Origin of the sequence: Wolbachia endosymbiont (group B) of Germaria angustata (assembly GCF_964026725.1) — a bacterium.
GTDB classification, from domain to species: domain Bacteria; phylum Pseudomonadota; class Alphaproteobacteria; order Rickettsiales; family Anaplasmataceae; genus Wolbachia; species Wolbachia pipientis_C.
This window is the reverse complement of the sequence record NZ_OZ034691.1, coordinates 348,059-367,084: the sequence shown is the minus strand read 5'-3', so window position 1 is coordinate 367,084 and position 19,026 is coordinate 348,059. Positions and strand designations below refer to the sequence as shown.

Below are 19,026 nucleotides of genomic sequence, written 5' to 3'. Positions count from 1 at the left end.
AACAAATTTTATTTTTTCCCAGCAATAGGCAATTTAGATCTGCCTTTACGAGTTTTAGCATTAGTATGGGTTCTTTGTCCCCTCACAGGCAAACCTTTTCTATGCCTTAATCCTCTATAGCAACCGATTTCCATTAAAGATTTTATATCCATAGCCACTTTTTTTCTGAGCTCACCCTCTATGACATATTTTTGCCTAATAAAACTACTAATTTTCTCTATATCTTCATCTTGTAATCCTGAAACGCGCTTACGCTCATCAATTTTACAGCTACGACAAATTATATTCGCAGTAGTAATACCTATACCATATATATAAGTTAATGCAAAAGCAATACACTTCTTCACTGGAACATTTATGCCTGCAATACGTGCCACTGATACCTCGATACTTTATTAATAATAACTCTTAATTTATACCATAAAACAACTTATAGTCAAATCAAATTACAAGAAATTTTACTTTCAATCTCTTGCATTACTCTATCAATACTCAAATTAGCGTTAATTGTTAACAACTTGCCCTTATAATACTCGCGCAAACCCTTCATCTGAAAATGATATTCTCTTATCCTCTTATTAATTGCAAGCATATTAGCATCATCAATTCTCTTCTCCAATCTCGTACTTTTACATTTAGCACAAGTAGTATTTTTAAAAGAAGATATACTATATATACTTTTACAATCCAAACAAGTAAGACGATCTTTTAATCTATCAATTGCAATATTATCGTCAAGCTGCAACTCAATTACAAGATCAACATCCCTATTACATCTTTTTTGCAAAACTTGAGTTAAAAAATGAGCTTGATTTAAATTTCTTGGAAACCCATCTAACAAAAAATCACCATCTATTAATGCAAGCTGGTCACACAATAATTTACATATAACTTCATCTTGAATTAAATTACCAGATTCAACAGTATCCTTTATTTCTTTACCTAATTTACTCCCACTAGATATAATATTCCTTAATAAATCTCCTACTGAAACTAATTTAAAATTATACTTTGCTATTAACAAACTGGACTGAGTACCCTTACCAGAGCCAGGAGGACCAAAAATTGTAATAATCACTTTAGTCTCCTTGTTTTAGACTCATATTTCTTTATCCAACTATCGTACCTATTTGAAAAAACATAAGATTGTACTTGCATAATAGTATCAGTAATAACGTTAACTATAATCAGCAAGCTCGTCCCACCAAAAATAAATGGTATATCATAATGATACCTCATAATTTCAGGTATAGTACATATTACCACCAAATACGCAGATCCAATAAATGTTAATTTAAAAACTATATCTTGAAGATAATCAGAAGTATGTTTTCCAGGCCCTCTACCAGGAATAAAACCACCATTTTTCCTAAGAAAATCAGCATTTTCCTCTGGATTAAATATAAAATTGGTATAGAAAAAATTAAAAAGTACTATGAGTATTAAGTAAGTTATAATGTACATCACTTTATTTGCCATAAAGTAGTTTAAAATAAAATCAGCAATGGCATGACCTTTATAGAAATTTGCAATTGAAATAGGCGTTAATAAAATTGCGTTAGCAAAAATAGTTGGTATTACACCAGATAAATTGATCTTCAATGGAATGTAAGTAAAATCATCATTATGTAATTTTTTAAACTGTTTTTTGGGATATTGAACAATTACCTTTCTATAAGAAGATTCTATAAAAATGACTAAAAGGAGCAGTAAAAAAAACAATGCTATAACAAAAAGGGTAATGAAAAACGACATACTACCATTTTTATTTAATGTTAGCAGAGATGATAAAGCATTATGTAATTCAGATATTATGCCAGTAAAAATGATTAATGAGATACCATTGCCTATACCGCTCACACTGATCCGCTCACCAAGCCATATTAAAAATATAGTTCCACCTAAAAGGCTAAAGACACCTATAGTACGAAACATAATACCAGGTTCAACTACAACTAATACCCCTTCTCTATTCATTCTTTCTAACCCTATTAAGATCGTAATTGATTGAAAGATACAAAACACTATAGTCATATAGCGTATATAAGAGTTCATCTTTCGACGTCCCAACTCTCCGTCATTTTTAATTTCATTGATTCCTTTAACGGCAGAAGACAATAATTGCATAACTATGGATGCAACTATGTATGGCATAACGTTTAACGCCAAGATCGTCATTCTAGCTAAAGCGCCACCAGAAAATAAATTAAATACTCCAAAAATACCAGAACTCTCTTTTGGAAATATATCATTGATTATATCAAGATTAATTCCAGGAATAGGAACATAAGTGCCTAAACGATAACAAACTAAAGCCATCAGCGTAAAAAATATGCGCTTTAGTAAATCAGTTTTATATAATAATGTAGAATCCAAACTATCAAATGCAAATTTACTGTTCATAATTCATGATAGTATTTCTACACTACCACCAACTGAAGCTACAGATCTTTTTGCAGCTTCTGATGCAAAATCAACATGAAACACAAATTTCTCGCTTAATTTACCCTTATTAAGAAGTTTGATTTTACTTTTTACAGATCTGATAAAACCTAATTTATGCAGTAGCTCCTTATCTATTATAGAATCCTTGACTATTTTTTTAGCTTCCATTAAGCACTGTACATCACCAACATTAAATATAGAGTATAAGTTTTTGCGTATAGGCTTAAAACCTCTTTTAGGTAAACGAGTATATATAGACTGCTGTCCACCTTCAAAACCATTTATAGAAACGCCACTTCTCGCTTTCTGCCCTTTATGCCCCCTACCGGATGTTTTACCTTTACCACAACCAATACCTCTACCTAATAATTTAGGCTTCTTTTTCTTAGATAATTTGGTAAATACAGAATTTAATTTTACAGCATCATTCATACTTTACCTATTTCCAACTATCTCACTAATCTTTTTACCCCTCTTACCTGCCACTTGGCGAGGAGATAACATAACATCAAAAGCCTTAAATACTGCACATATAATATTATGAGGATCATTTGATCTAGTAGACTTAGCTACCACATCCTTTATACCTAATACCTCAAAAACCGACCTCATTGCTCCACCAGCAATAATACCTGTTCCAGTTCTTGCAGCTCTTAAAACTATCTCACCAGAACAAAATTTAGCTTTAATATCATGATGTAAAGTTCTACCTTCACGTAAGTACACCCTAATCATCGACTTTTTTGCAGCATTTACAGCTTTCACTCTTGCTTCAGCAACCTCTGCGTGTTTACCTAGTCCACATCCTACCCTACCCTTACCATCACCAACAACAACCAAAGTTGAAAATGAAAATCTTCTACCACCTTTAGTAACCGTTGTTACCCTTCGGACTGAAACCAAAAGTTCTGATAAATCATTATTATTTTGTAAATTCTTTACAGCCATACTTCAAACCTTCTAAAATTCAAATCCAGAGCTTCTTAAAGCTTCAGCAAATTGAGAAATCAATCCTGTATACTTATATGCCCCCCGATCAAAGACGAACCGCTGCTGCAATTTTGTACTAGACAGACGCTCAATCAATAAAGAAGAAACCTGTTTTATAGTTTCAGCATTGACCCTACCTTTACATACATTCCTAATTTTATCATCCAAAGTAGAAGCAGAAGCTAGGGTTGTTCCTTTTGCATCGTTAATCAACTGAACATAAAAATGTTTATTAGACTTAAATATGGATATACGTAAACGCCCAGCGCTCTTATCGAGCTTCGCTCTATTACGAAGTTTCCTTTTTTCATAGCTACTTAAAAAATTATACAATCTTTTCATTTTAATTACTTCTTTTTATTTACAACCTTACGCAGCATAAATTTGCCTTTTATTACAATACCCTTACCTTTATAAGGATCATATTTTCTAATTTTGCATATATCAGAAGCCACCATATAGACTTTTTGCTTATCCATACCGCGAATCACTAAATGAGTTGGCTTTATACACTTAATCTCAACGTCTTTAGGCACTTTATACTTAATATTATGACTATAACCAAGATATAAAGTCAAATACTTATCATCACATTCTGCTTTATACCCTACACCATTAATCTCAAGATCAACAGAAAAATCATTAACCATACCGTTAATCATGTTATTAATATTACTTCTATAAGTGCCCCATATAGATTTTATTTTATCATAATCATCCCTGCCTTGATCAACAGAAAGTAACAATTGATTATCAACTATCTGACACAGAATGCCACTACACAAATTCAGCTCTTTTTCTGCCCTAACACTTCTTATTAATACCCTACCATCATTATATTCAACTGAAAGATCAGCAGGAATATTGATAGGTGCGGCACCTATACGAGACATACATTTCTCCTATCATTTAAAATACACGACACAAAACTTCTCCACCAACTTTTAATCTACGTGCATTATAATCGGTCATCACTCCTTTCGGCGTGGATATAATAAAAATTCCAAGACCATTATATGCTTTAGAAATGTCCTTACACTTAGAATAATAACGACAACCGGGCTTTGATACCCTAGCTATATCATTAATCACAGGTGATTTATCATAATACTTCAACTGCACAACAAGCGAAGGGACACTATCACTCTCTTGCTTTTTATAATTAAGAATATACCCTTCCTCTTTTAAGATCTTCAATATAGAAGAATTCACTTTAGAGAATAGGACTCTTGTTTCCCTATGCATTGCCAATTGAGCATTACGTATTCTTGTTAAAAAATCACCAATACTATCAGATAACGACACTATTACACTCCTTATATCACATTTACCAACTAGATTTTGTAACCCCTGGAACTTGTCCAAAAGAACACAAATCACGTAAAACAATCCTACATAAACCAAATTTTCTATATACCCCTCTCGGCCTACCAGTTAAAGCGCATCTATTCCTAATTCTGATTTTAGAAGAATCTCTAGGCAATTTTTTAATCAGCTTACTTTGAGCTGCAAACCTTTTTACAATAGATAAATCCTTATTATTCATTATAGATTTTAATTCTTCCCTTCTCTCCCTATACTGATCGCATAACTTTATTCTACGAAGATTCTTCTGTATCATGGATTTTTTTGCCATATATATTTTCTCTCAATTATCAAAAAAAGGGAATTTAAGAGCCAGTAATAATTCCTTTGCTTCCTTATCACTAACTGCACTTGTTATAATATTAATATCCATACCTCTAATTTTACTTATTTTATCATAGTCTATTTCTAAAAATGATATATGCTCCTTGATACCAAAGGAAAAATTACCATGACCATCAAATTGCTTCACACTAAACCCTCTAAAATCTTTTTCCCTTGGCAAAGCAATATATATTAATCTTTCTAAGAATTCATACATTTTATTTCTACGCAAAGTCACTTTACAACCTACAGTTGCACCTTTTCTAATTTTAAAACCAGAAATAGATTTTTTTGCAAAGGTTAACACAGGCTTTTGCCCAGCAATCAAATGTAGATTATCAAGTGGCTCATTTATCGCTTTATTGTCCGTAGCAGCATCTCCAACACCCATATTGATACACACCTTGACAAGTTTAGGCACTTGCATTACATTGCCGTAATTAAACTTATCCTTTAAGGATTTTACTATATTATCTTTATACAATTGTTTAAACATATCAACCTAATCTATCACTTCTCCAGAAACTTTTGCAAAACGCACTTTTCTACCATCTATAATCTTAAATCCTACTTTAGTTGGAGTTTTACACTTAGGATCCAATATTGCAACATTAGATACATCAATAGCTAACTCTTTATTCAATATACCACCACCACTACCAGCTCTTGGTTTAGTATGTCTCTTACACACATTTACTCCAGAAACAACTACTTTCTTTTTAGCATCACGTATTATAACTTTGATTACCTTACCAATTTTTCTCTTATCTTTACCAGTTAAAACTATAATATCATCACCACTTTTTATTTTAGCACTCATTATAAAACCTCATCAGCTAATGACATTATTTTCATAAAAGAACCAGATAATAACTTTTTTACTGGACCAAACACCCGAGTGCCAAGTGGTTCACCTTGATCATTAATTAAAACCACAGCATTGCTAGAAAAACGAATTACAGAACCATCAGATTTCTTAACACTATTTTTTACTCTAACAACAACTGCTTTATATACTTTTCCTTTTTCAACTTTACCTTTTGGGTTAATAGACTTAGTAGATATAATAACCGTATCACCTACAGATGCAGATTTCCTACCACCTAACAAGCCAATACAAAGGACTGCACGCGCGCCAGAATTATCAGCTACTTCTAACAATGTATTTTTTTGAATCATATAAATACCTATTCCTTTTTAGCTATTGATAACAACCCATTTTTTAGTAACAGAAATAGGCTTATGTTCCTGTATTAAAACCCTATCTCCCTTTTTGCAACTATTATTCTCATCATGTGCTGTATACTTCTTGTATTTTTTAATAACTTTTTTATACAGCCTATCCTTATACACTTGTAACACCGAAACCTTTACAGTCTTATCAGATTCAGCATTAGTTACGACACCACAAAAAACCTTTTTAGGCATTTTTTCCCTCTCTCTTTCTTCTATTTAATACAGTTAGACCATGAGCTATGCTCTTTCTTATTAAGCTAAAACGCGAAAAATTGTTGCACTGGCCCAGCTTTTTTTGAAAAGCCAAATTAACAAATTCTTTCCTCAAATTCACAAGAAGTTCATGTAATCCTTGTGAAGATTCTGATTCAAATTTAACTATATCCATTGCAACTCCATTCAATTATGATTAGATATAAATTTACACTTCATAGGAAGCTTAGCAGTCGCTTTTTCAAGCGCCAATCTTGCTAAATGCATGGGAACATCACTACTAATTTCAAACAAAACCCTACCGGGCTTAGCTTTAAATACCCAAAATTCAACACTACCTTTCCCTTTACCCATACGTACATCTGCTGGCTTTTTACTAACCGGGGTATCAGGAAAAATTCTTATCCACACTTTACCAGAGCGTTTTAACGTTCTAGATATTACGCGCCTTGCAGTTTCAATATGTTTAGACTGAACCTTACCTACTTCCATAGCTTTTAATCCATAATCTCCAAAAGACAGCGTGCTACCACCCTTAGCATTACCCTTGATTCTCCCCTTAAATACCTTTTTATATTTACTCTTTTTGGGAACAAACATTTCAATATACCTTAACTACCAACATAAACCCAAACTTTAACTCCTATAATACCACATATAGTCTTCGCTTCACAAAAAGCATAATCTATATTAGCACGCAAAGTGTGTAAAGGCAAACGACCTTCTTTGTACCATTCAGTACGAGCTATTTCAGCTCCGCCAAGACGCCCAGAGCAACTTACTTTAATACCCTCAGCACCCATCTTCAAACAATTTTGAATAGCTTTTTTCATCGCTCTTCTACATGAAATCCTTTTTTCTAGCTGATGTGTAATACTCCTTGATATTAAAACTGCATCTATTTCAGACTTTTTAACTCCTACTACATTCACTTCGACACTACTTTCTACTTTTTTAGCTATTTTTTGCTTTATCTTCTCAACATCTAAACCTTTCTTACCTATTACAATTCCAGGCTTAGAAGAATGTATTATTACAGACACTAAATTAACTGTACGCTCTACAATTACTTTAGAAATACCAGCATGCTTAAAGGATTCATTTATATAACTGCGAATAAATAGATCGTGATGCAATCTCTGCTTATAATCGTCTGTAGCACACCAAACAGAATCCCAGGTATTACTATTTACTTGTAATCTAAATACTTTAGGATTAACCTTCTGTCCCATATTTTTACACTTTCCTTATTAACTTTCCATTTCTATAAATCATACAATTTCTTTCAATTTTATAGTAATATTACTATAAAATTTACTCATTCTATTAGCCCTACCCATAGCTTTTGGATATACTCTACGCAAAGTAAGGGACTTACCTATTAAAACTTCCTTTATATATAAATTATCAATGTTCAATCCATAATTATTTTGAGCATTAGAAATTGCAGAATTCAACACTTTCATTATAAAACCAGCAGCTTTTTTTTCACAAAATCTTAATTGTACATTAGCAAAAGAAACTTTTTTATTACGTACTAAATCAGCAACCAAATTCAATTTGCGAGGAGTCGATCTTAAAACCCTAGAACCAGCCTCAACTATTATATCCCTATTTTTCATATAAATTACCTATCTTCTTGTTGCCTTTTTATCACTACCGTGCCCAGTAAATTTACGAGTAGGTGAAAATTCACCAAATTTATGACCTATCATATTCTCATTATCAACACTAACAGGAATGTAATCTTTACCATTATAAACAGCAAACTTTAAACCCAAACAATTAGGAAGAATTACAGAAGCCCTGGAATGAATTTTTATCACCTTATTAATAGAACCCTCTTTTAAAGTTCTCTGAACTAATCTTAGTACAGATGGGTGTAAAAAAGGTGGTTTCCATACAGATCTACTCATAAATTAACCTTTCAATTTTTTTATATACTTATCACTAGATTTATTTTTTTTCCTAGTTTTCTTTCCTTTTGTTGCAACACCCCAAGGAGTAACAGGATGACGACCACCAGAAGTTTTTCCCTCTCCACCTCCATGAGGATGGTCAACCGGATTCATTGCAACTCCACGTACAGTAGGTCTAATCCCAAGCCACCTACTTCTCCCAGCTTTACCCAACTTTCTATTCTTATGGTCAGGGTTAGATACTACACCAATAGTAGCCTTGCAAGAAGATAAAATCAACCTAATTTGACCAGACCTGAGTCGTAATAAAACATATTGGCCATCACGACCAACGATTTGTGCATAACAACCAGCAGCTCTAGCAATCGCAGCACCATTACCTGGCTTCAGCTCAACATTATGAACGAAAGAACCAACAGGTATATGCTTGAGTAGTAAACAATTCCCTGGTAAAATATCAGCATCATCTCCAGCTGTCACAACATCACCAGGCTTCATACCTTGAGGAGCTAATATATAAGATTTAGTATCATCTTCCTTATATGATACTAATGCTAAAAACCCACTTCTATTTGGATCATACTCTATTTTCTCAACTATACCCTGATCACTTCTATTACGTTTAAAATCTATAACTCTATACTTCTTCTTGTGACCACCACCCCTGTGACGAGTTGTAATTCTACCATGATTATTTCTTCCACCACTGGATTTCTTACCAAATACAAGAGACTTCTCCGGCTTATCTTTTGATAAACCAATTTTACTTATTAATATAGTCCCACGAGAAGACGGAGTAACAGGATTAAAAAGTTTCATACCCATATTAAACGCTCATTATATCTAATTTTTGACCATCTATCAAAGAAAAATAAACCTTTTTTCTCTGTTTTTTACAACCAACCACACCCCTGAAACGTCTATATTTAGGTTTAACTCTAATAACATTTATAGAAGAAATTCTGACATTAAATAAAGACTCTATTGCCGATTTTATTTGACGCTTATTTACATTTACAAAAACATACAAAGAGTATTTATTAAACTTCTCTCTTAAAAGAGAAGCCTTTTCTGTGATTACAGGAGATTTTATTATATTATTATATTTAATCATAACAATCTACCTTCAAGATGCTTTAAAGTGTCTTTTGTTAACATCACGCATTCATGATTCAATATATCAAAAACATTTAACCCAATAGGTTTGATTAAATCTACATAATGCAAATTTTTAGCAGCACGTAACAAATCATCTCCATAATCACCAACTATTAAAAAAGAAGAAAATTTAAAATTTTTAATATATTCACACATTTTAGATGTTTTCTTCACATCAACATTTAAACTATCAAGAACAATAACTTGATTATTTAAATATTTTAGAGATAAAGCAATTTTCAAACCAAATTTACGTACCTTTTTATTAAGAGAATAAGCATGACTCCTCACAACAGGACCAAAAATAATTCCACCACCTCTAAACTGAGGAGATCGCAAGCTCCCCTGTCTCGCCCTGCCGGTACGTTTTTGACCATACGGCTTAGCTGTTGTACCAGAAACATCACTGATACCCTTTGTTTTATGAGCACCAACTCTTCTCTTTGCTAATTGCCATCTCACTATATCATGCAAAATACTCAATTTTTGCTTGGCAGAAAATATCAAGGGATTAAGCTCAACACTACCTACATTATTATTAGATAGATCAACTAATTCACATTCCATAACTAACTCACCAAATTATTAGCATCATCACTCATATTCAACAGCAGACCTGCTGGAAAAGGAACATCTTTATGTAAAGGCTTTTTAACTGCATCTCTCACAAAAACATAAGAGTTTTTATACCCAGGAACATTATTACCCTTTACAGCAATTATGCTATTTTCATAATCAATGGATAATATTTTCATATTCTGCACAGTTACTCTGCTATTACCTAAATGACCAGCCATTTTCTTCCCCTTGAATACTCTACCAGGATCTTGACATTGACCAGTAGAACCTTGTGATCTATGAGCAATAGAAACACCATGAGATGCCCTAAGCCCACTGAAGTTATGCCGCTTCATCACACCAGCAAACCCTTTGCCTAAAGAATAACCCGTAATATCAAGATATTGACCAACTACAAAATGATTAACTCCCACCTTTTTACCACACTCTATTCCGAATAGATCAGTTAATCTACTTTCGTATAATTTACATTTACTATTTATACCCTTTTTCTTTAAATATTCCAACTGAGGTTTTGCTATTTTTTTTAAATCTCCTGTGCCCAAAATGACTGAATTGTAGCCACATTTATCTTGTCCTTTTATATCGATAATATAAGTTTCGCTGAGATGCAATAAGGTTACAGCCATGCGACTATTATCAAAATACATAGCAGTATGGCCAACATTCGTCATTAACAAACCAATTCTCCTAAGCGAATTTATTCTCTTCATTTCCTTTTCCTAAATATTAACTTCCTTAACCTTTAAATCCACTTCTACACCAGCAGAAAAAGATAAATCTGCAAGCATCTTCATCATAGTAGAAGTAGGATTATGCACAATAATTAACCGCTTAGAAATTCTCATTTCAAATTGCTCACGAGATTTTTTATCAACATGAGGAGACCTATTAACAGTAAATTTAGAATCTTTTCTTGGCAACACAATCGGACCAGATAAATCTGCATTAAACTGCTTTAATTGATCAATAAACTCGCGAATACACTTTTCCAATAAAGAACAATCGAAAGCTTTGATTCTAATATATATATCTTGCTTCATCTTAGTTATTATACTCATTCTAAAATTTCCGAAACAACGCCAGAACCAACAGTTCTACCACCTTCTCTTATCGCAAAACGCAATCCTTTATCCATTGCTATTGGTACTTGCAACTCCACTTCTATACTTACATTGTCCCCTGGCATTACCATCTCCTTTCCATCTAGCAATTTTATGCTCCCAGTTACATCCGTTGTCCTTAAATAAAACTGTGGCTGATAATTTCCAAAAAATGGTGTATGCCTTCCTCCTTCTTCTTTCTTCAATATATACACCTCCGCATTAAATTTCTTATGCGGGGTTATTGTCCCTGGTTTTGCCAATACTTGCCCTCTCTCCACTTCTTCTCTCTTTGTTCCTCTTAGTAGTATTCCTACATTGAGTCCTGCACTTCCCTTATCTAGCAACTTCTTAAACATCTCAACACCAGTACATATCGTCTTTTGCGTCGCTTTCAGACCTATTATCTCTATCTCATCCCCTGTCTTTATCTCCCCCTTCTCTATTCTTCCTGTTACTACCGTCCCTCGGCCCGATATTGAAAATACATCTTCTATTGGCAACAAAAACGGCAAATCTATAGGCCTTGGAGGTACTGCCACATACTCATCTAACTTCTCCATCAATTTATCTATTGATTTCTTTCCATACTCACTACTATCATCCTCTAATGCTTTTAACGCAGACCCAACTATCATAGGTACTTCATCACCTGGAAATCCATACTTACTCAGCAGCTCTCTCACTTCCATTTCTACCAAATCTATCATATCAGCATCAGCAACATCAGCTTTATTTATATATACCACGATATATCCAACACCCACCTGTTTTGCCAGCAATATATGCTCTCTCGTTTGTGGCATCGGCCCATCAACCCCTGACACTACCAATATCGCTGCATCCATCTGTGCTGCACCTACTATCATATTCTTTACATAATCAGCATGTCCAGGGCAATCAACGTGTGCATAGTGTCTCTTTTCTGTTTGATATTCAACATGCGCTGTTGCTATTGTTATCCCTCTCTTTCTTTCTTCTGGCGCTTTATCTATTTGATCATATGCTACAAAATTACCATAATGCTTTGTTATCGCCGCTGTTAACGTTGTCTTCCCATGATCCACATGTCCTATCGTTCCCACGTTTACATGCGGCTTTCCAAATGCTTCTACTATCGCTGTCATAATTTTAACTCTTCTACCTAAAATACAAATACATCAATAAATAATATGTTGATTTTATATAAATACAACAAAAAAAGAGCGGATAGTGGGAATCGAACCCACGTCACTAGCTTGGAAGGCTAGAGCTCTACCATTGAGCTATACCCGCACAATGGAGGAGGTAGGATTCGAACCTACGTACGCAATGCGGACAGATTTACAGTCTGTTACCTTTAACCACTCGGTCACTCCTCCACAAAAATCTGTTAAGAGAACACTATCTTAACTTAAGTTTTATTACTCCTAATATTAAACATCCAAATCCAAAAGATCAAGTAATAAAAGCTAATCTAACTGATTTCAGTTAGATTAGCTTTTATATAACAAAATATTGTCAATAAAACGCCCAAATAAATAATGTGAATCATGTGTACCTGGCGCTTCTTCTGGATGGTATTGAGTAGAAAAGACTGGGTAATCCTTTATCATTATCCCCTCTACACTATTATCAAATAGAGAAATATGAGTAACTTCAACGTTACTTGGAAGAGAAGCTGAATCAACAACAAAACCATGATTTTGGCTAGTTATCTCAACTTTTTTACTCTCCAGATCATAAACTGGATGATTACTCCCTCGATGACCAATATCCATCTTGACAGTCTTTGATCCCAAAGTAACTGCAAGTAATTGATGGCCCAGGCATATACCAAAAACTGGTATTTTAGATTTCACAATAATTTCTATTTCTGAAATTACACTCTCTCCTATCTCTTGTGGATCACCAGGGCCATTTGAAAGCACTATACCATCTGGATTCATGCTTAATATTTTGTGAGCAAAACCTGTATCTGGTTTGACTAATTCAACCGTACAATCAAGTTCTACTAAGCGTGAGATTATACTATTTTTTACACCGAAATCAACAATTACAACCCTATATTTTGCATTAAGAGCACTTTGAAAGTTATTACTTAAACTGACTTTCTTAGTTATTTCTATTCCATTTACAGATTTGTATTTCTTCAATTCATCTAATATATGTGCCTCACTTGACGGACATATCATTCCATTTTGAGATCCATGTTTTCTCAAATATCTCGTCAAAGCTCTAGTATCAATTCCCGATATCCCAACTACATTATTTTTCTCCAACCAATCATTTAAACTAATATATGAAGAAGAGTGAGACATAGGAGAAAGTTCACGCATAATCACACCACTTGCAAAAACTTTTTCTCCTTCATTATCTTTGTGATTTATTCCAACATTACCAATATGAGGAAAAGTGAACGCTATTATTTGATCAGCAAAAGAAGGATCGGTTATAGTATGTTGATACCCGGTCATACCAGTGGTAAAACAAACCTCACCTATACATTTACCTTTTTTACCTATCGATTTTCCCAAAAAGCACTTGCCATCTTGTAAAACTAAAGCTGCATTCTGCATTTAACTCTCTCTTAAACTCATTTAATATTATATAAGAATTTTAAATAACATGCCAAAACTCAATCGCAAACTTCTCCACATAAAAATATCTTGACTATTGCATGTTTCACACTACATGAATAAATTGTTAATGAAAGTGGAGGGTTGCAATGTCTAATAATACAGATCAGTCTAAAAAAATAAATGAGAAATGGTTATTTATAGGAGGTGCTTCATTGTTTCTTGTAATAATGCTACCATCAATTTTTCTCTTAGCAAAAATAGCTATGATGTTTGTTATAATCTCAACTACAGCAATAGCAATAAAAATTGCCTCAAAAGCAATATCAAACGTTTTAGAGGATAAAGAGAATCAATCAACACAAAATAAAATTATAAACCTAGCTATTGGAGTAGTGTCCATACTTGCAGGTGGGCTATCATTACTTATTACAGCAAAAGTTGGTTTCATCGCAATATGCTCAACTATAGCTATTTTAGCTCTGTATGAATATATTAAAGATGAAAAAATAGGTAAGGATATAAATGATAAATTCGATGAAATAGCTAACAACACGGCTGAGTTTTGTGTAGACAGCATTGAAAAACTTATTCCATCACAAAGCCAAGGAGTGTGATCTTTTATTTATAAATAATTAAATTTGAGATACATGGCTAACGTACAAAAACTGAAACCAGTACTTCCTTTCTTGTCATCCTAGTAATGGCTTCCGTCATCAAAAATGTTGTATTACTTTTATACTCGCAAATCTAACTGGATTTCAGTACTGGAATGACAACAAAGAGGCTACCTAAATGACATATTCAATCTCTATACAGATGTACGTCATGTTCATAAAATTACGATAAAAATTACTTGACAAGTTCTGATAGTCTTTTTACTATTCGTAATGAAGGTGTTCTAGAGCTTGGAATCTATCTTCGTCTGCAGGCTTTTCAATTCAATTAATCTATAATCTTCAGTTAAAATATATTTTAGCTATACTTCGGTCGTAGCTGTATACATTTTTCTGAATCTTTTTTTATTAACAGGAGGATCATTATGTTTAAAATTCTGAATTACGCATATCATTAACCTGCATGTCTTTAAGGGACAGATGGTACCTATGTCCTTTTTATATTATATTTTATAGCAATATCATGTATTACTTTACGCCCCAGTCTTTTTCAAATATTGCGAGCCCTTGATCAGTAAGTGGATGATTAATTAACTGTCTAAGTATTTTTGCTGGCACAGTAATTGAATGAGCACCAAGTCGTGCAGCTTCTATTACATGCGCTGGACTTCTTACTGATGCAACAAGAACTTTTGTCTTAAAATTATAATTAGAATATATAGTGCATATATCTTCTATTAGCGATAAGCCATCATAGCTTATATCATCAAGGCGACCAACAAAGGGAGAAATAAAACAAGCACCGGCCTTAGCGGCAAACAGTGCTTGTCCAGGAGAAAAACACAATGTGATATTAGCAGGTATTTTATGTTCTGTCCACAACTTTTTACAAGAAATTAATCCTTCATGTGTAAGGGGCAACTTTACTACGATATTACTAGCGATTTTCGCTAACTTAAGGCCTTCCTTAACCATATCTTCATGGCTATCTGCAACAACTTCAACACTAACAGGTCCTTTTATAATAGAACATATTTCGCTTACTAAATCTTCGTACTTATCTTTATGTCCAGATTTTGCTATTAAAGAAGGATTAGTTGTTATACCATCAATGAACTCTTTTAGCTCCTTAATTTCATTCAAATCAACACTATCAAGAAAAATTTCCATATTATTGTCCTATTAAAAACCTATTTTTACAAAATATTGTCATCTTTGAAAAGTATTAAATAAAATCGGATTTTTAACTCAACTCAATTTTCAGTCCGTTAGGAAAGAAAATATTGCACTGAGACACAGTATAGCGCTTTCCTTAATTGGTTGCATTTTATTAACAAAATTAGCATAACCAATTTCTGAAGTTTACTAGCTTTACGTCCAATAGAAATTCTTGCATAGCCTAAAACTTAGTGCTACTATTAGTATAGTAACACAAATAGGTAGTGAGGAACAATAAACAAAATGACTAAGTTCGAGTTTAACGCTCGCAATTAAATTCAACTAAAAAGGTTAATATAAAAGGAGTTAATCACTCCTAAAGTAAATATATTATCAGAACAATAGTAACAAGGAGTATACTATGTCAACAAATTTCCCGACATTGAAAAACATATTAGCAGAGCTGAAAAGAAAAAATAGCATTACTGTTTTAGAAGAACATTGTCAGGAAAAATGGGAGGTTTATGACTTGCTCATGGATTTAACAAATGATGAAAATTTTAAGCAAGCATATATAGATCTATCTTTCAACAAGAGCTTTAAAAAAAACTTTATAGAATTAGCAAATCAGGCAAAAAAAGCTGTAAGTAAGTATTTTAGAGACAAAGACATAGACCTTCGAGCTTTTTATGTAGAAACTAACAATTCTGATAAAGTGTTAAACATTAATCTTATTAATTACAATAGAAGTGAGCCAATAAGAATTAGTGATATCTTACAGCAAGAAAGGGATATTAGCACATTGAATATCTATTGCGATAAAAAGCATGACATATACGCTTACCGAAAAGGTAAGGAAAGACATTATGAATTTAAAGAGGGTGCATGTTATGAAATGACAAGCACTTGGCCTGTGCAGGACAAGGATGGGAAAACTTTTACCTGTACTATGGTTATGAATGTAAGTAATTCTGGTATAACTAAAGTACTACAGTTTAATGGTAAAGATTTTGAATCGCCACCTGAGGAGTTTTGGGAATTAATAAGACAAAATGAGGAATTATATATTCAAGGCCTCTCTCTACATGATGCTGTAAAAGCATTATTGAAAAAGAACAAAAATGCTAACATTGCACCGGCTGTTAGTAATCTGCAAAATAACGAACATATCGTAATCAATCAAGACGAAAAGCTGAAAGATCTTAAAAATGATGCTAAAAGCAATCCTATTCTTTCTTTCACTAGCAACAATGTATCAGAGGTTAATCCACAGCAGATTGCAACTCAGGCAATTGCAACTCAAACAGAAGTTAATTCACAACAACTAGATCAAAAGCTTACAAAAGCTGAGCAAGAAATTAGAGAATTAAATGAACTGAGGAACAATTTACAGCATAGGCTCGAAGAGGCCAAGCAAGAATTTGAAAAGCATAATAGTGATTTACAGAATGAACTTGGAGAAGAAAAGCAAAAAAATGCAAAATTGCAAGCTGAACTGACACAAAAAAATGAAAAGCTAGCAAATATGTTAACAGAGCTGCAAGAAAGAGCGCAAGAACTTGAAGGTGCATATGAAGAAAAGAAAGACCTGAAGAAAAAGCTGGAAGTTGCCAATGCAGAAAAAGAAGAGTTGATAAGTGAGTTAAGAAAATTGCACGAGGAATTAAATCAACTGAAAGAAGAAAAGTATAGTTTGGAAGACAAGCTTGATCAATTAGAACACTATAGCAATAGTACAAAAGAAAGCAGTGAACAACAAATATCAGATTTGAAAGAAGAGTTATTATTACTGAAAGAAGCAAATCAAATGTTAAAAGCAAAGCAAGTAGAATCAGAACAAGAACTCGTGGAGGCTAAGCAAAAAATTGAGGAATTGGAGGAACAGTGCAATGATTTACAAGTTGAGTGTAAAGAAAAGGAACAAAGACTTGAGAAAGAAATGAGTAAAACAGATGAGCGAATAATCCAGCTCAATAAGGAGCAAGAGCAGAAAATTCAAGAAATTTATGGAAAAAATAAGGAACTGGAAGAAAAGGTAGAAGAACTGAAGGAAAAGCTAAAAACTGCTAATGCAGAACAAGAGAAACTACAAGGTAAATTGAACCAGTTTGAAAAAAAAGAGGAAGAGATAGAGGAAGCAGAACACATGATAAGTGCAAGGGATAAGTGTATAGCGAGTTATAAATCTCAAATACAAAATTTAGAAAATGAGCATAACGCACATTTGGAATCTGATGAACAAGAGGCAGATCAGCTAACGTGGGATTTTGAAACGTTAAAGAACGAGATAGAGCTTAAAGATGAGAAGATCGAGACAATAAGAGGGCAATTACTGCAGGAGATAGAAGAAGAAATAGTTAATAAGTACCGTCCATCACTGGAATTAAAGCTTAAAGAATATGAAGATGAGATTGAAAGATTAATAAGAGAAAAAAAAGAGCTAAACGATAAAGTACAATACTTAAATAGCCAAGTAGAACTGTTAAGTCCAGTAATTAATCAAGTACTTGTTAATAAAAAGGAAGTTTTTGATAATAATTCAAAAATGTTTTACCAGCTTACAGAGAAAATTGATGATTCAGAAAAAAAATCTAGGTCTTTAAGCCTTGATAGCTCATTTCATAGCGATCACTGTAATTCACTTCTAGACTTAATCAGCAGTCCCTCAAAGGTGTGTAGCCAAAGTCAGCGTGGAGGTGTTTAATACTGTTCAGATGCATATGAAATCAGTGCTTCTTCTTGTCACTCAACTCTTGTCATCCCAGTGCGTGACACTGGGATCTGGACATAAAAACATTTGCAAATTATGCAATGGACAACAGATTCTAGGAACATATGTTAAAATCATATCCATGATGAAAATAAGATAGATCCCAGTGTCACGCACTGGGATAACAAGAAGGAAGATACTGGAATGACATCTTCCCTGAACCATAATGTTCGTACAGTTGTGTGTCAGCTACTTGAAGTGGGAATGACAAGAGTAAACTCATTTCTTGAACACAAAAAGAGCCCCTAAAGAGATTTGACATCAAGATAACTTAAATATATACCAACTCTCTTATTTTTTAATGATTCCTCATCATGAGTCAAATGATCAAAAACCTGAATTTGATTCGTTATAATGCTACAATTATTATTTGCAACCTCTAATATACCATTATCAATTACAACTTTTTCCTTTGTCTGGTTACTCATTTGAACAGTAATTATACCAGGCAATAAATAAATTAAGTAAGGAGAATGGTAAGCTAAAATCACTAGCTCTCCTTCAAGCCCATTCACTGAAAGCGAAACCACTTCATCGAATGAAATTCGATTATCAGGAGAAAAAAATTGCACCTTAAAAGTGTTCATAATC

Annotated in this window: 29 protein-coding genes and 2 tRNA genes; 2 read left to right on the top strand and 29 right to left on the bottom strand. The window is 33.2% G+C overall.

Annotated features, from left to right (window positions below):
- Positions 1-8: 8 nt before the first annotated feature.
- The 27 genes from rpsM to carA all read right to left on the bottom strand — a co-directional run bounded on the left by rpsM (position 9) and on the right by carA (position 13,890).
- Entirely contained in the window at positions 9-377 is a 369-nt protein-coding gene (gene rpsM, locus AAGD63_RS01830) for a 30S ribosomal protein S13 (RefSeq protein ID WP_341813617.1), read from the bottom strand.
- A gap of 59 nt (positions 378-436) precedes the next feature.
- The gene (locus tag AAGD63_RS01825) at positions 437-1,078 is read right to left on the bottom strand and encodes a nucleoside monophosphate kinase (protein ID WP_341813616.1); all 642 of its coding nucleotides are present in this window, start codon (positions 1,076-1,078) and stop codon (positions 437-439) included.
- Positions 1,075-2,403, bottom strand: a complete 1,329-nt coding sequence (secY, locus tag AAGD63_RS01820) for a preprotein translocase subunit SecY (RefSeq protein WP_341813615.1) — start codon at positions 2,401-2,403, stop codon at positions 1,075-1,077. The genes AAGD63_RS01825 and secY overlap by 4 nt, the downstream gene beginning before the upstream one ends.
- Before the next feature lie 3 nt (positions 2,404-2,406).
- Positions 2,407-2,877, bottom strand: coding sequence for a 50S ribosomal protein L15 (rplO, locus tag AAGD63_RS01815; protein WP_006012263.1), 471 nt, complete (start codon positions 2,875-2,877; stop codon positions 2,407-2,409).
- A gap of 3 nt (positions 2,878-2,880) precedes the next feature.
- Positions 2,881-3,393, bottom strand: a complete 513-nt coding sequence (rpsE, locus tag AAGD63_RS01810; RefSeq protein ID WP_341813614.1) for a 30S ribosomal protein S5 — start codon at positions 3,391-3,393, stop codon at positions 2,881-2,883.
- A gap of 12 nt (positions 3,394-3,405) precedes the next feature.
- On the bottom strand, positions 3,406-3,777 hold the full coding sequence (gene rplR / locus AAGD63_RS01805; protein WP_127464117.1) for a 50S ribosomal protein L18: 372 nt from the start codon (positions 3,775-3,777) through the stop codon (positions 3,406-3,408).
- Positions 3,778-3,782: 5 nt separating this feature from the next.
- Positions 3,783-4,328: a 50S ribosomal protein L6 gene (rplF, locus tag AAGD63_RS01800; protein ID WP_010404706.1), complete on the bottom strand. Its 546-nt coding sequence runs from the start codon at positions 4,326-4,328 to the stop codon at positions 3,783-3,785.
- Positions 4,329-4,344: 16 nt separating this feature from the next.
- The gene (rpsH, locus tag AAGD63_RS01795) at positions 4,345-4,740 is read right to left on the bottom strand and encodes a 30S ribosomal protein S8 (RefSeq protein WP_006012252.1); all 396 of its coding nucleotides are present in this window, start codon (positions 4,738-4,740) and stop codon (positions 4,345-4,347) included.
- Positions 4,741-4,762: 22 nt separating this feature from the next.
- The gene (gene rpsN, locus AAGD63_RS01790; protein ID WP_264330575.1) at positions 4,763-5,071 is read right to left on the bottom strand and encodes a 30S ribosomal protein S14; all 309 of its coding nucleotides are present in this window, start codon (positions 5,069-5,071) and stop codon (positions 4,763-4,765) included.
- 12 nt (positions 5,072-5,083) lie between these two features.
- Positions 5,084-5,620, bottom strand: coding sequence for a 50S ribosomal protein L5 (gene rplE / locus AAGD63_RS01785; protein ID WP_264330576.1), 537 nt, complete (start codon positions 5,618-5,620; stop codon positions 5,084-5,086).
- A 6-nt stretch (positions 5,621-5,626) separates the two neighbouring features.
- Complete coding sequence (rplX, locus tag AAGD63_RS01780) at positions 5,627-5,944, bottom strand: 50S ribosomal protein L24 (RefSeq protein WP_010404700.1); 318 nt, start codon at positions 5,942-5,944, stop codon at positions 5,627-5,629.
- Complete coding sequence (gene rplN / locus AAGD63_RS01775) at positions 5,944-6,303, bottom strand: 50S ribosomal protein L14 (protein WP_006012242.1); 360 nt, start codon at positions 6,301-6,303, stop codon at positions 5,944-5,946. Before rplN ends, rplX begins: the two co-directional genes overlap by 1 nt.
- 18 nt (positions 6,304-6,321) lie before the next feature.
- On the bottom strand, positions 6,322-6,552 hold the full coding sequence (gene rpsQ, locus AAGD63_RS01770; RefSeq protein WP_010404696.1) for a 30S ribosomal protein S17: 231 nt from the start codon (positions 6,550-6,552) through the stop codon (positions 6,322-6,324).
- Positions 6,545-6,748 (bottom strand): 50S ribosomal protein L29, encoded by a 204-nt coding sequence (gene rpmC / locus AAGD63_RS01765; protein ID WP_341813613.1) that lies wholly within the window; start codon positions 6,746-6,748, stop codon positions 6,545-6,547. The genes rpsQ and rpmC overlap by 8 nt, the downstream gene beginning before the upstream one ends.
- Before the next feature lie 11 nt (positions 6,749-6,759).
- Positions 6,760-7,173: a 50S ribosomal protein L16 gene (gene rplP, locus AAGD63_RS01760; protein ID WP_006012233.1), complete on the bottom strand. Its 414-nt coding sequence runs from the start codon at positions 7,171-7,173 to the stop codon at positions 6,760-6,762.
- 11 nt (positions 7,174-7,184) lie between these two features.
- Positions 7,185-7,805 (bottom strand): 30S ribosomal protein S3, encoded by a 621-nt coding sequence (gene rpsC, locus AAGD63_RS01755; protein ID WP_341813612.1) that lies wholly within the window; start codon positions 7,803-7,805, stop codon positions 7,185-7,187.
- 39 nt (positions 7,806-7,844) lie between these two features.
- Positions 7,845-8,195, bottom strand: a complete 351-nt coding sequence (gene rplV, locus AAGD63_RS01750; RefSeq protein ID WP_341813611.1) for a 50S ribosomal protein L22 — start codon at positions 8,193-8,195, stop codon at positions 7,845-7,847.
- A gap of 9 nt (positions 8,196-8,204) precedes the next feature.
- Positions 8,205-8,489, bottom strand: a complete 285-nt coding sequence (rpsS, locus tag AAGD63_RS01745; protein ID WP_341813610.1) for a 30S ribosomal protein S19 — start codon at positions 8,487-8,489, stop codon at positions 8,205-8,207.
- 3 nt (positions 8,490-8,492) lie between these two features.
- Complete coding sequence (gene rplB / locus AAGD63_RS01740; protein WP_341813609.1) at positions 8,493-9,317, bottom strand: 50S ribosomal protein L2; 825 nt, start codon at positions 9,315-9,317, stop codon at positions 8,493-8,495.
- 1 nt (position 9,318) lies between these two features.
- Complete coding sequence (locus AAGD63_RS01735) at positions 9,319-9,606, bottom strand: 50S ribosomal protein L23 (RefSeq protein ID WP_010404680.1); 288 nt, start codon at positions 9,604-9,606, stop codon at positions 9,319-9,321.
- A complete protein-coding gene (gene rplD / locus AAGD63_RS01730; RefSeq protein WP_006012216.1) occupies positions 9,603-10,217 on the bottom strand; it encodes a 50S ribosomal protein L4 in 615 nt (204 codons plus the stop codon). Before rplD ends, AAGD63_RS01735 begins: the two co-directional genes overlap by 4 nt.
- Before the next feature lie 2 nt (positions 10,218-10,219).
- On the bottom strand, positions 10,220-10,942 hold the full coding sequence (gene rplC / locus AAGD63_RS01725) for a 50S ribosomal protein L3 (RefSeq protein WP_341813608.1): 723 nt from the start codon (positions 10,940-10,942) through the stop codon (positions 10,220-10,222).
- A 9-nt stretch (positions 10,943-10,951) separates the two neighbouring features.
- Positions 10,952-11,272 carry a 30S ribosomal protein S10 gene (gene rpsJ / locus AAGD63_RS01720; RefSeq protein ID WP_341813791.1) on the bottom strand — a complete coding sequence of 107 codons (321 nt, stop codon included), beginning with the start codon at positions 11,270-11,272 and terminating at the stop codon, positions 10,952-10,954.
- Positions 11,273-11,286: 14 nt separating this feature from the next.
- Positions 11,287-12,459, bottom strand: a complete 1,173-nt coding sequence (gene tuf, locus AAGD63_RS01715; protein WP_007301992.1) for an elongation factor Tu — start codon at positions 12,457-12,459, stop codon at positions 11,287-11,289.
- A 77-nt stretch (positions 12,460-12,536) separates the two neighbouring features.
- A tRNA-Gly gene (locus AAGD63_RS01710) sits at positions 12,537-12,607 on the bottom strand.
- A gap of 4 nt (positions 12,608-12,611) precedes the next feature.
- A tRNA-Tyr gene (locus AAGD63_RS01705) sits at positions 12,612-12,693 on the bottom strand.
- Positions 12,694-12,807: 114 nt separating this feature from the next.
- The gene (gene carA / locus AAGD63_RS01700; protein WP_341813607.1) at positions 12,808-13,890 is read right to left on the bottom strand and encodes a glutamine-hydrolyzing carbamoyl-phosphate synthase small subunit; all 1,083 of its coding nucleotides are present in this window, start codon (positions 13,888-13,890) and stop codon (positions 12,808-12,810) included.
- A gap of 149 nt (positions 13,891-14,039) precedes the next feature.
- On the opposite strand from carA, the gene AAGD63_RS01695 reads away from it, so the two are divergent.
- Complete coding sequence (locus AAGD63_RS01695; protein WP_341813606.1) at positions 14,040-14,507, top strand: hypothetical protein; 468 nt, start codon at positions 14,040-14,042, stop codon at positions 14,505-14,507.
- A gap of 528 nt (positions 14,508-15,035) precedes the next feature.
- On the opposite strand, the gene fsa is transcribed toward AAGD63_RS01695, so the two are convergent.
- On the bottom strand, positions 15,036-15,677 hold the full coding sequence (gene fsa, locus AAGD63_RS01690) for a fructose-6-phosphate aldolase (protein ID WP_341813605.1): 642 nt from the start codon (positions 15,675-15,677) through the stop codon (positions 15,036-15,038).
- 409 nt (positions 15,678-16,086) lie between these two features.
- Here fsa and AAGD63_RS01685 point away from each other — a divergent pair, with 409 nt between their 5' ends.
- Positions 16,087-18,369: a hypothetical protein gene (locus AAGD63_RS01685; RefSeq protein ID WP_341813604.1), complete on the top strand. Its 2,283-nt coding sequence runs from the start codon at positions 16,087-16,089 to the stop codon at positions 18,367-18,369.
- Positions 18,370-18,680: 311 nt separating this feature from the next.
- Here the strand turns inward: AAGD63_RS01685 and AAGD63_RS01680 are convergent, their stop codons facing one another.
- A complete protein-coding gene (locus AAGD63_RS01680) occupies positions 18,681-19,022 on the bottom strand; it encodes a F0F1 ATP synthase subunit epsilon (protein ID WP_010404622.1) in 342 nt (113 codons plus the stop codon).
- Positions 19,023-19,026 lie beyond the last annotated feature (4 nt).

Bases quoted from the DNA above. Each gene is read 5' to 3' on its own strand.
- rpsE (WP_341813614.1), bottom strand. From the start codon at position 3,393: ATGGCTGTAAAGAATTTACAAAATAATAATGATTTATCAGAACTTTTG.
- AAGD63_RS01680 (WP_010404622.1), bottom strand. From the start codon at position 19,022: ATGAACACTTTTAAGGTGCAATTTTTTTCTCCTGATAATCGAATTTCA.
- AAGD63_RS01685 (WP_341813604.1), top strand. From the start codon at position 16,087: ATGTCAACAAATTTCCCGACATTGAAAAACATATTAGCAGAGCTGAAA.
- rplN (WP_006012242.1), bottom strand. From the start codon at position 6,303: ATGATTCAAAAAAATACATTGTTAGAAGTAGCTGATAATTCTGGCGCG.
- rplB (WP_341813609.1), bottom strand. From the start codon at position 9,317: ATGGGTATGAAACTTTTTAATCCTGTTACTCCGTCTTCTCGTGGGACT.
- tuf (WP_007301992.1), bottom strand. From the start codon at position 12,459: ATGACAGCGATAGTAGAAGCATTTGGAAAGCCGCATGTAAACGTGGGA.
- rplC (WP_341813608.1), bottom strand. From the start codon at position 10,942: ATGAAGAGAATAAATTCGCTTAGGAGAATTGGTTTGTTAATGACGAAT.
- rplP (WP_006012233.1), bottom strand. From the start codon at position 7,173: ATGTTTGTTCCCAAAAAGAGTAAATATAAAAAGGTATTTAAGGGGAGA.
- rplV (WP_341813611.1), bottom strand. From the start codon at position 8,195: ATGAAAAATAGGGATATAATAGTTGAGGCTGGTTCTAGGGTTTTAAGA.
- rplO (WP_006012263.1), bottom strand. From the start codon at position 2,877: ATGAATGATGCTGTAAAATTAAATTCTGTATTTACCAAATTATCTAAG.
- AAGD63_RS01695 (WP_341813606.1), top strand. From the start codon at position 14,040: ATGTCTAATAATACAGATCAGTCTAAAAAAATAAATGAGAAATGGTTA.
- rpsQ (WP_010404696.1), bottom strand. From the start codon at position 6,552: ATGCCTAAAAAGGTTTTTTGTGGTGTCGTAACTAATGCTGAATCTGAT.
- rplX (WP_010404700.1), bottom strand. From the start codon at position 5,944: ATGAGTGCTAAAATAAAAAGTGGTGATGATATTATAGTTTTAACTGGT.
- rplE (WP_264330576.1), bottom strand. From the start codon at position 5,620: ATGTTTAAACAATTGTATAAAGATAATATAGTAAAATCCTTAAAGGAT.
- rpmC (WP_341813613.1), bottom strand. From the start codon at position 6,748: ATGGATATAGTTAAATTTGAATCAGAATCTTCACAAGGATTACATGAA.
- AAGD63_RS01735 (WP_010404680.1), bottom strand. From the start codon at position 9,606: ATGATTAAATATAATAATATAATAAAATCTCCTGTAATCACAGAAAAG.
- rpsN (WP_264330575.1), bottom strand. From the start codon at position 5,071: ATGGCAAAAAAATCCATGATACAGAAGAATCTTCGTAGAATAAAGTTA.
- carA (WP_341813607.1), bottom strand. From the start codon at position 13,890: ATGCAGAATGCAGCTTTAGTTTTACAAGATGGCAAGTGCTTTTTGGGA.
- rpsS (WP_341813610.1), bottom strand. From the start codon at position 8,489: ATGAGTAGATCTGTATGGAAACCACCTTTTTTACACCCATCTGTACTA.
- rpsJ (WP_341813791.1), bottom strand. From the start codon at position 11,272: ATGAAGCAAGATATATATATTAGAATCAAAGCTTTCGATTGTTCTTTA.
- rpsC (WP_341813612.1), bottom strand. From the start codon at position 7,805: ATGGGACAGAAGGTTAATCCTAAAGTATTTAGATTACAAGTAAATAGT.
- secY (WP_341813615.1), bottom strand. From the start codon at position 2,403: ATGAACAGTAAATTTGCATTTGATAGTTTGGATTCTACATTATTATAT.
- rplD (WP_006012216.1), bottom strand. From the start codon at position 10,217: ATGGAATGTGAATTAGTTGATCTATCTAATAATAATGTAGGTAGTGTT.
- rplR (WP_127464117.1), bottom strand. From the start codon at position 3,777: ATGAAAAGATTGTATAATTTTTTAAGTAGCTATGAAAAAAGGAAACTT.
- fsa (WP_341813605.1), bottom strand. From the start codon at position 15,677: ATGGAAATTTTTCTTGATAGTGTTGATTTGAATGAAATTAAGGAGCTA.
- rplF (WP_010404706.1), bottom strand. From the start codon at position 4,328: ATGTCTCGTATAGGTGCCGCACCTATCAATATTCCTGCTGATCTTTCA.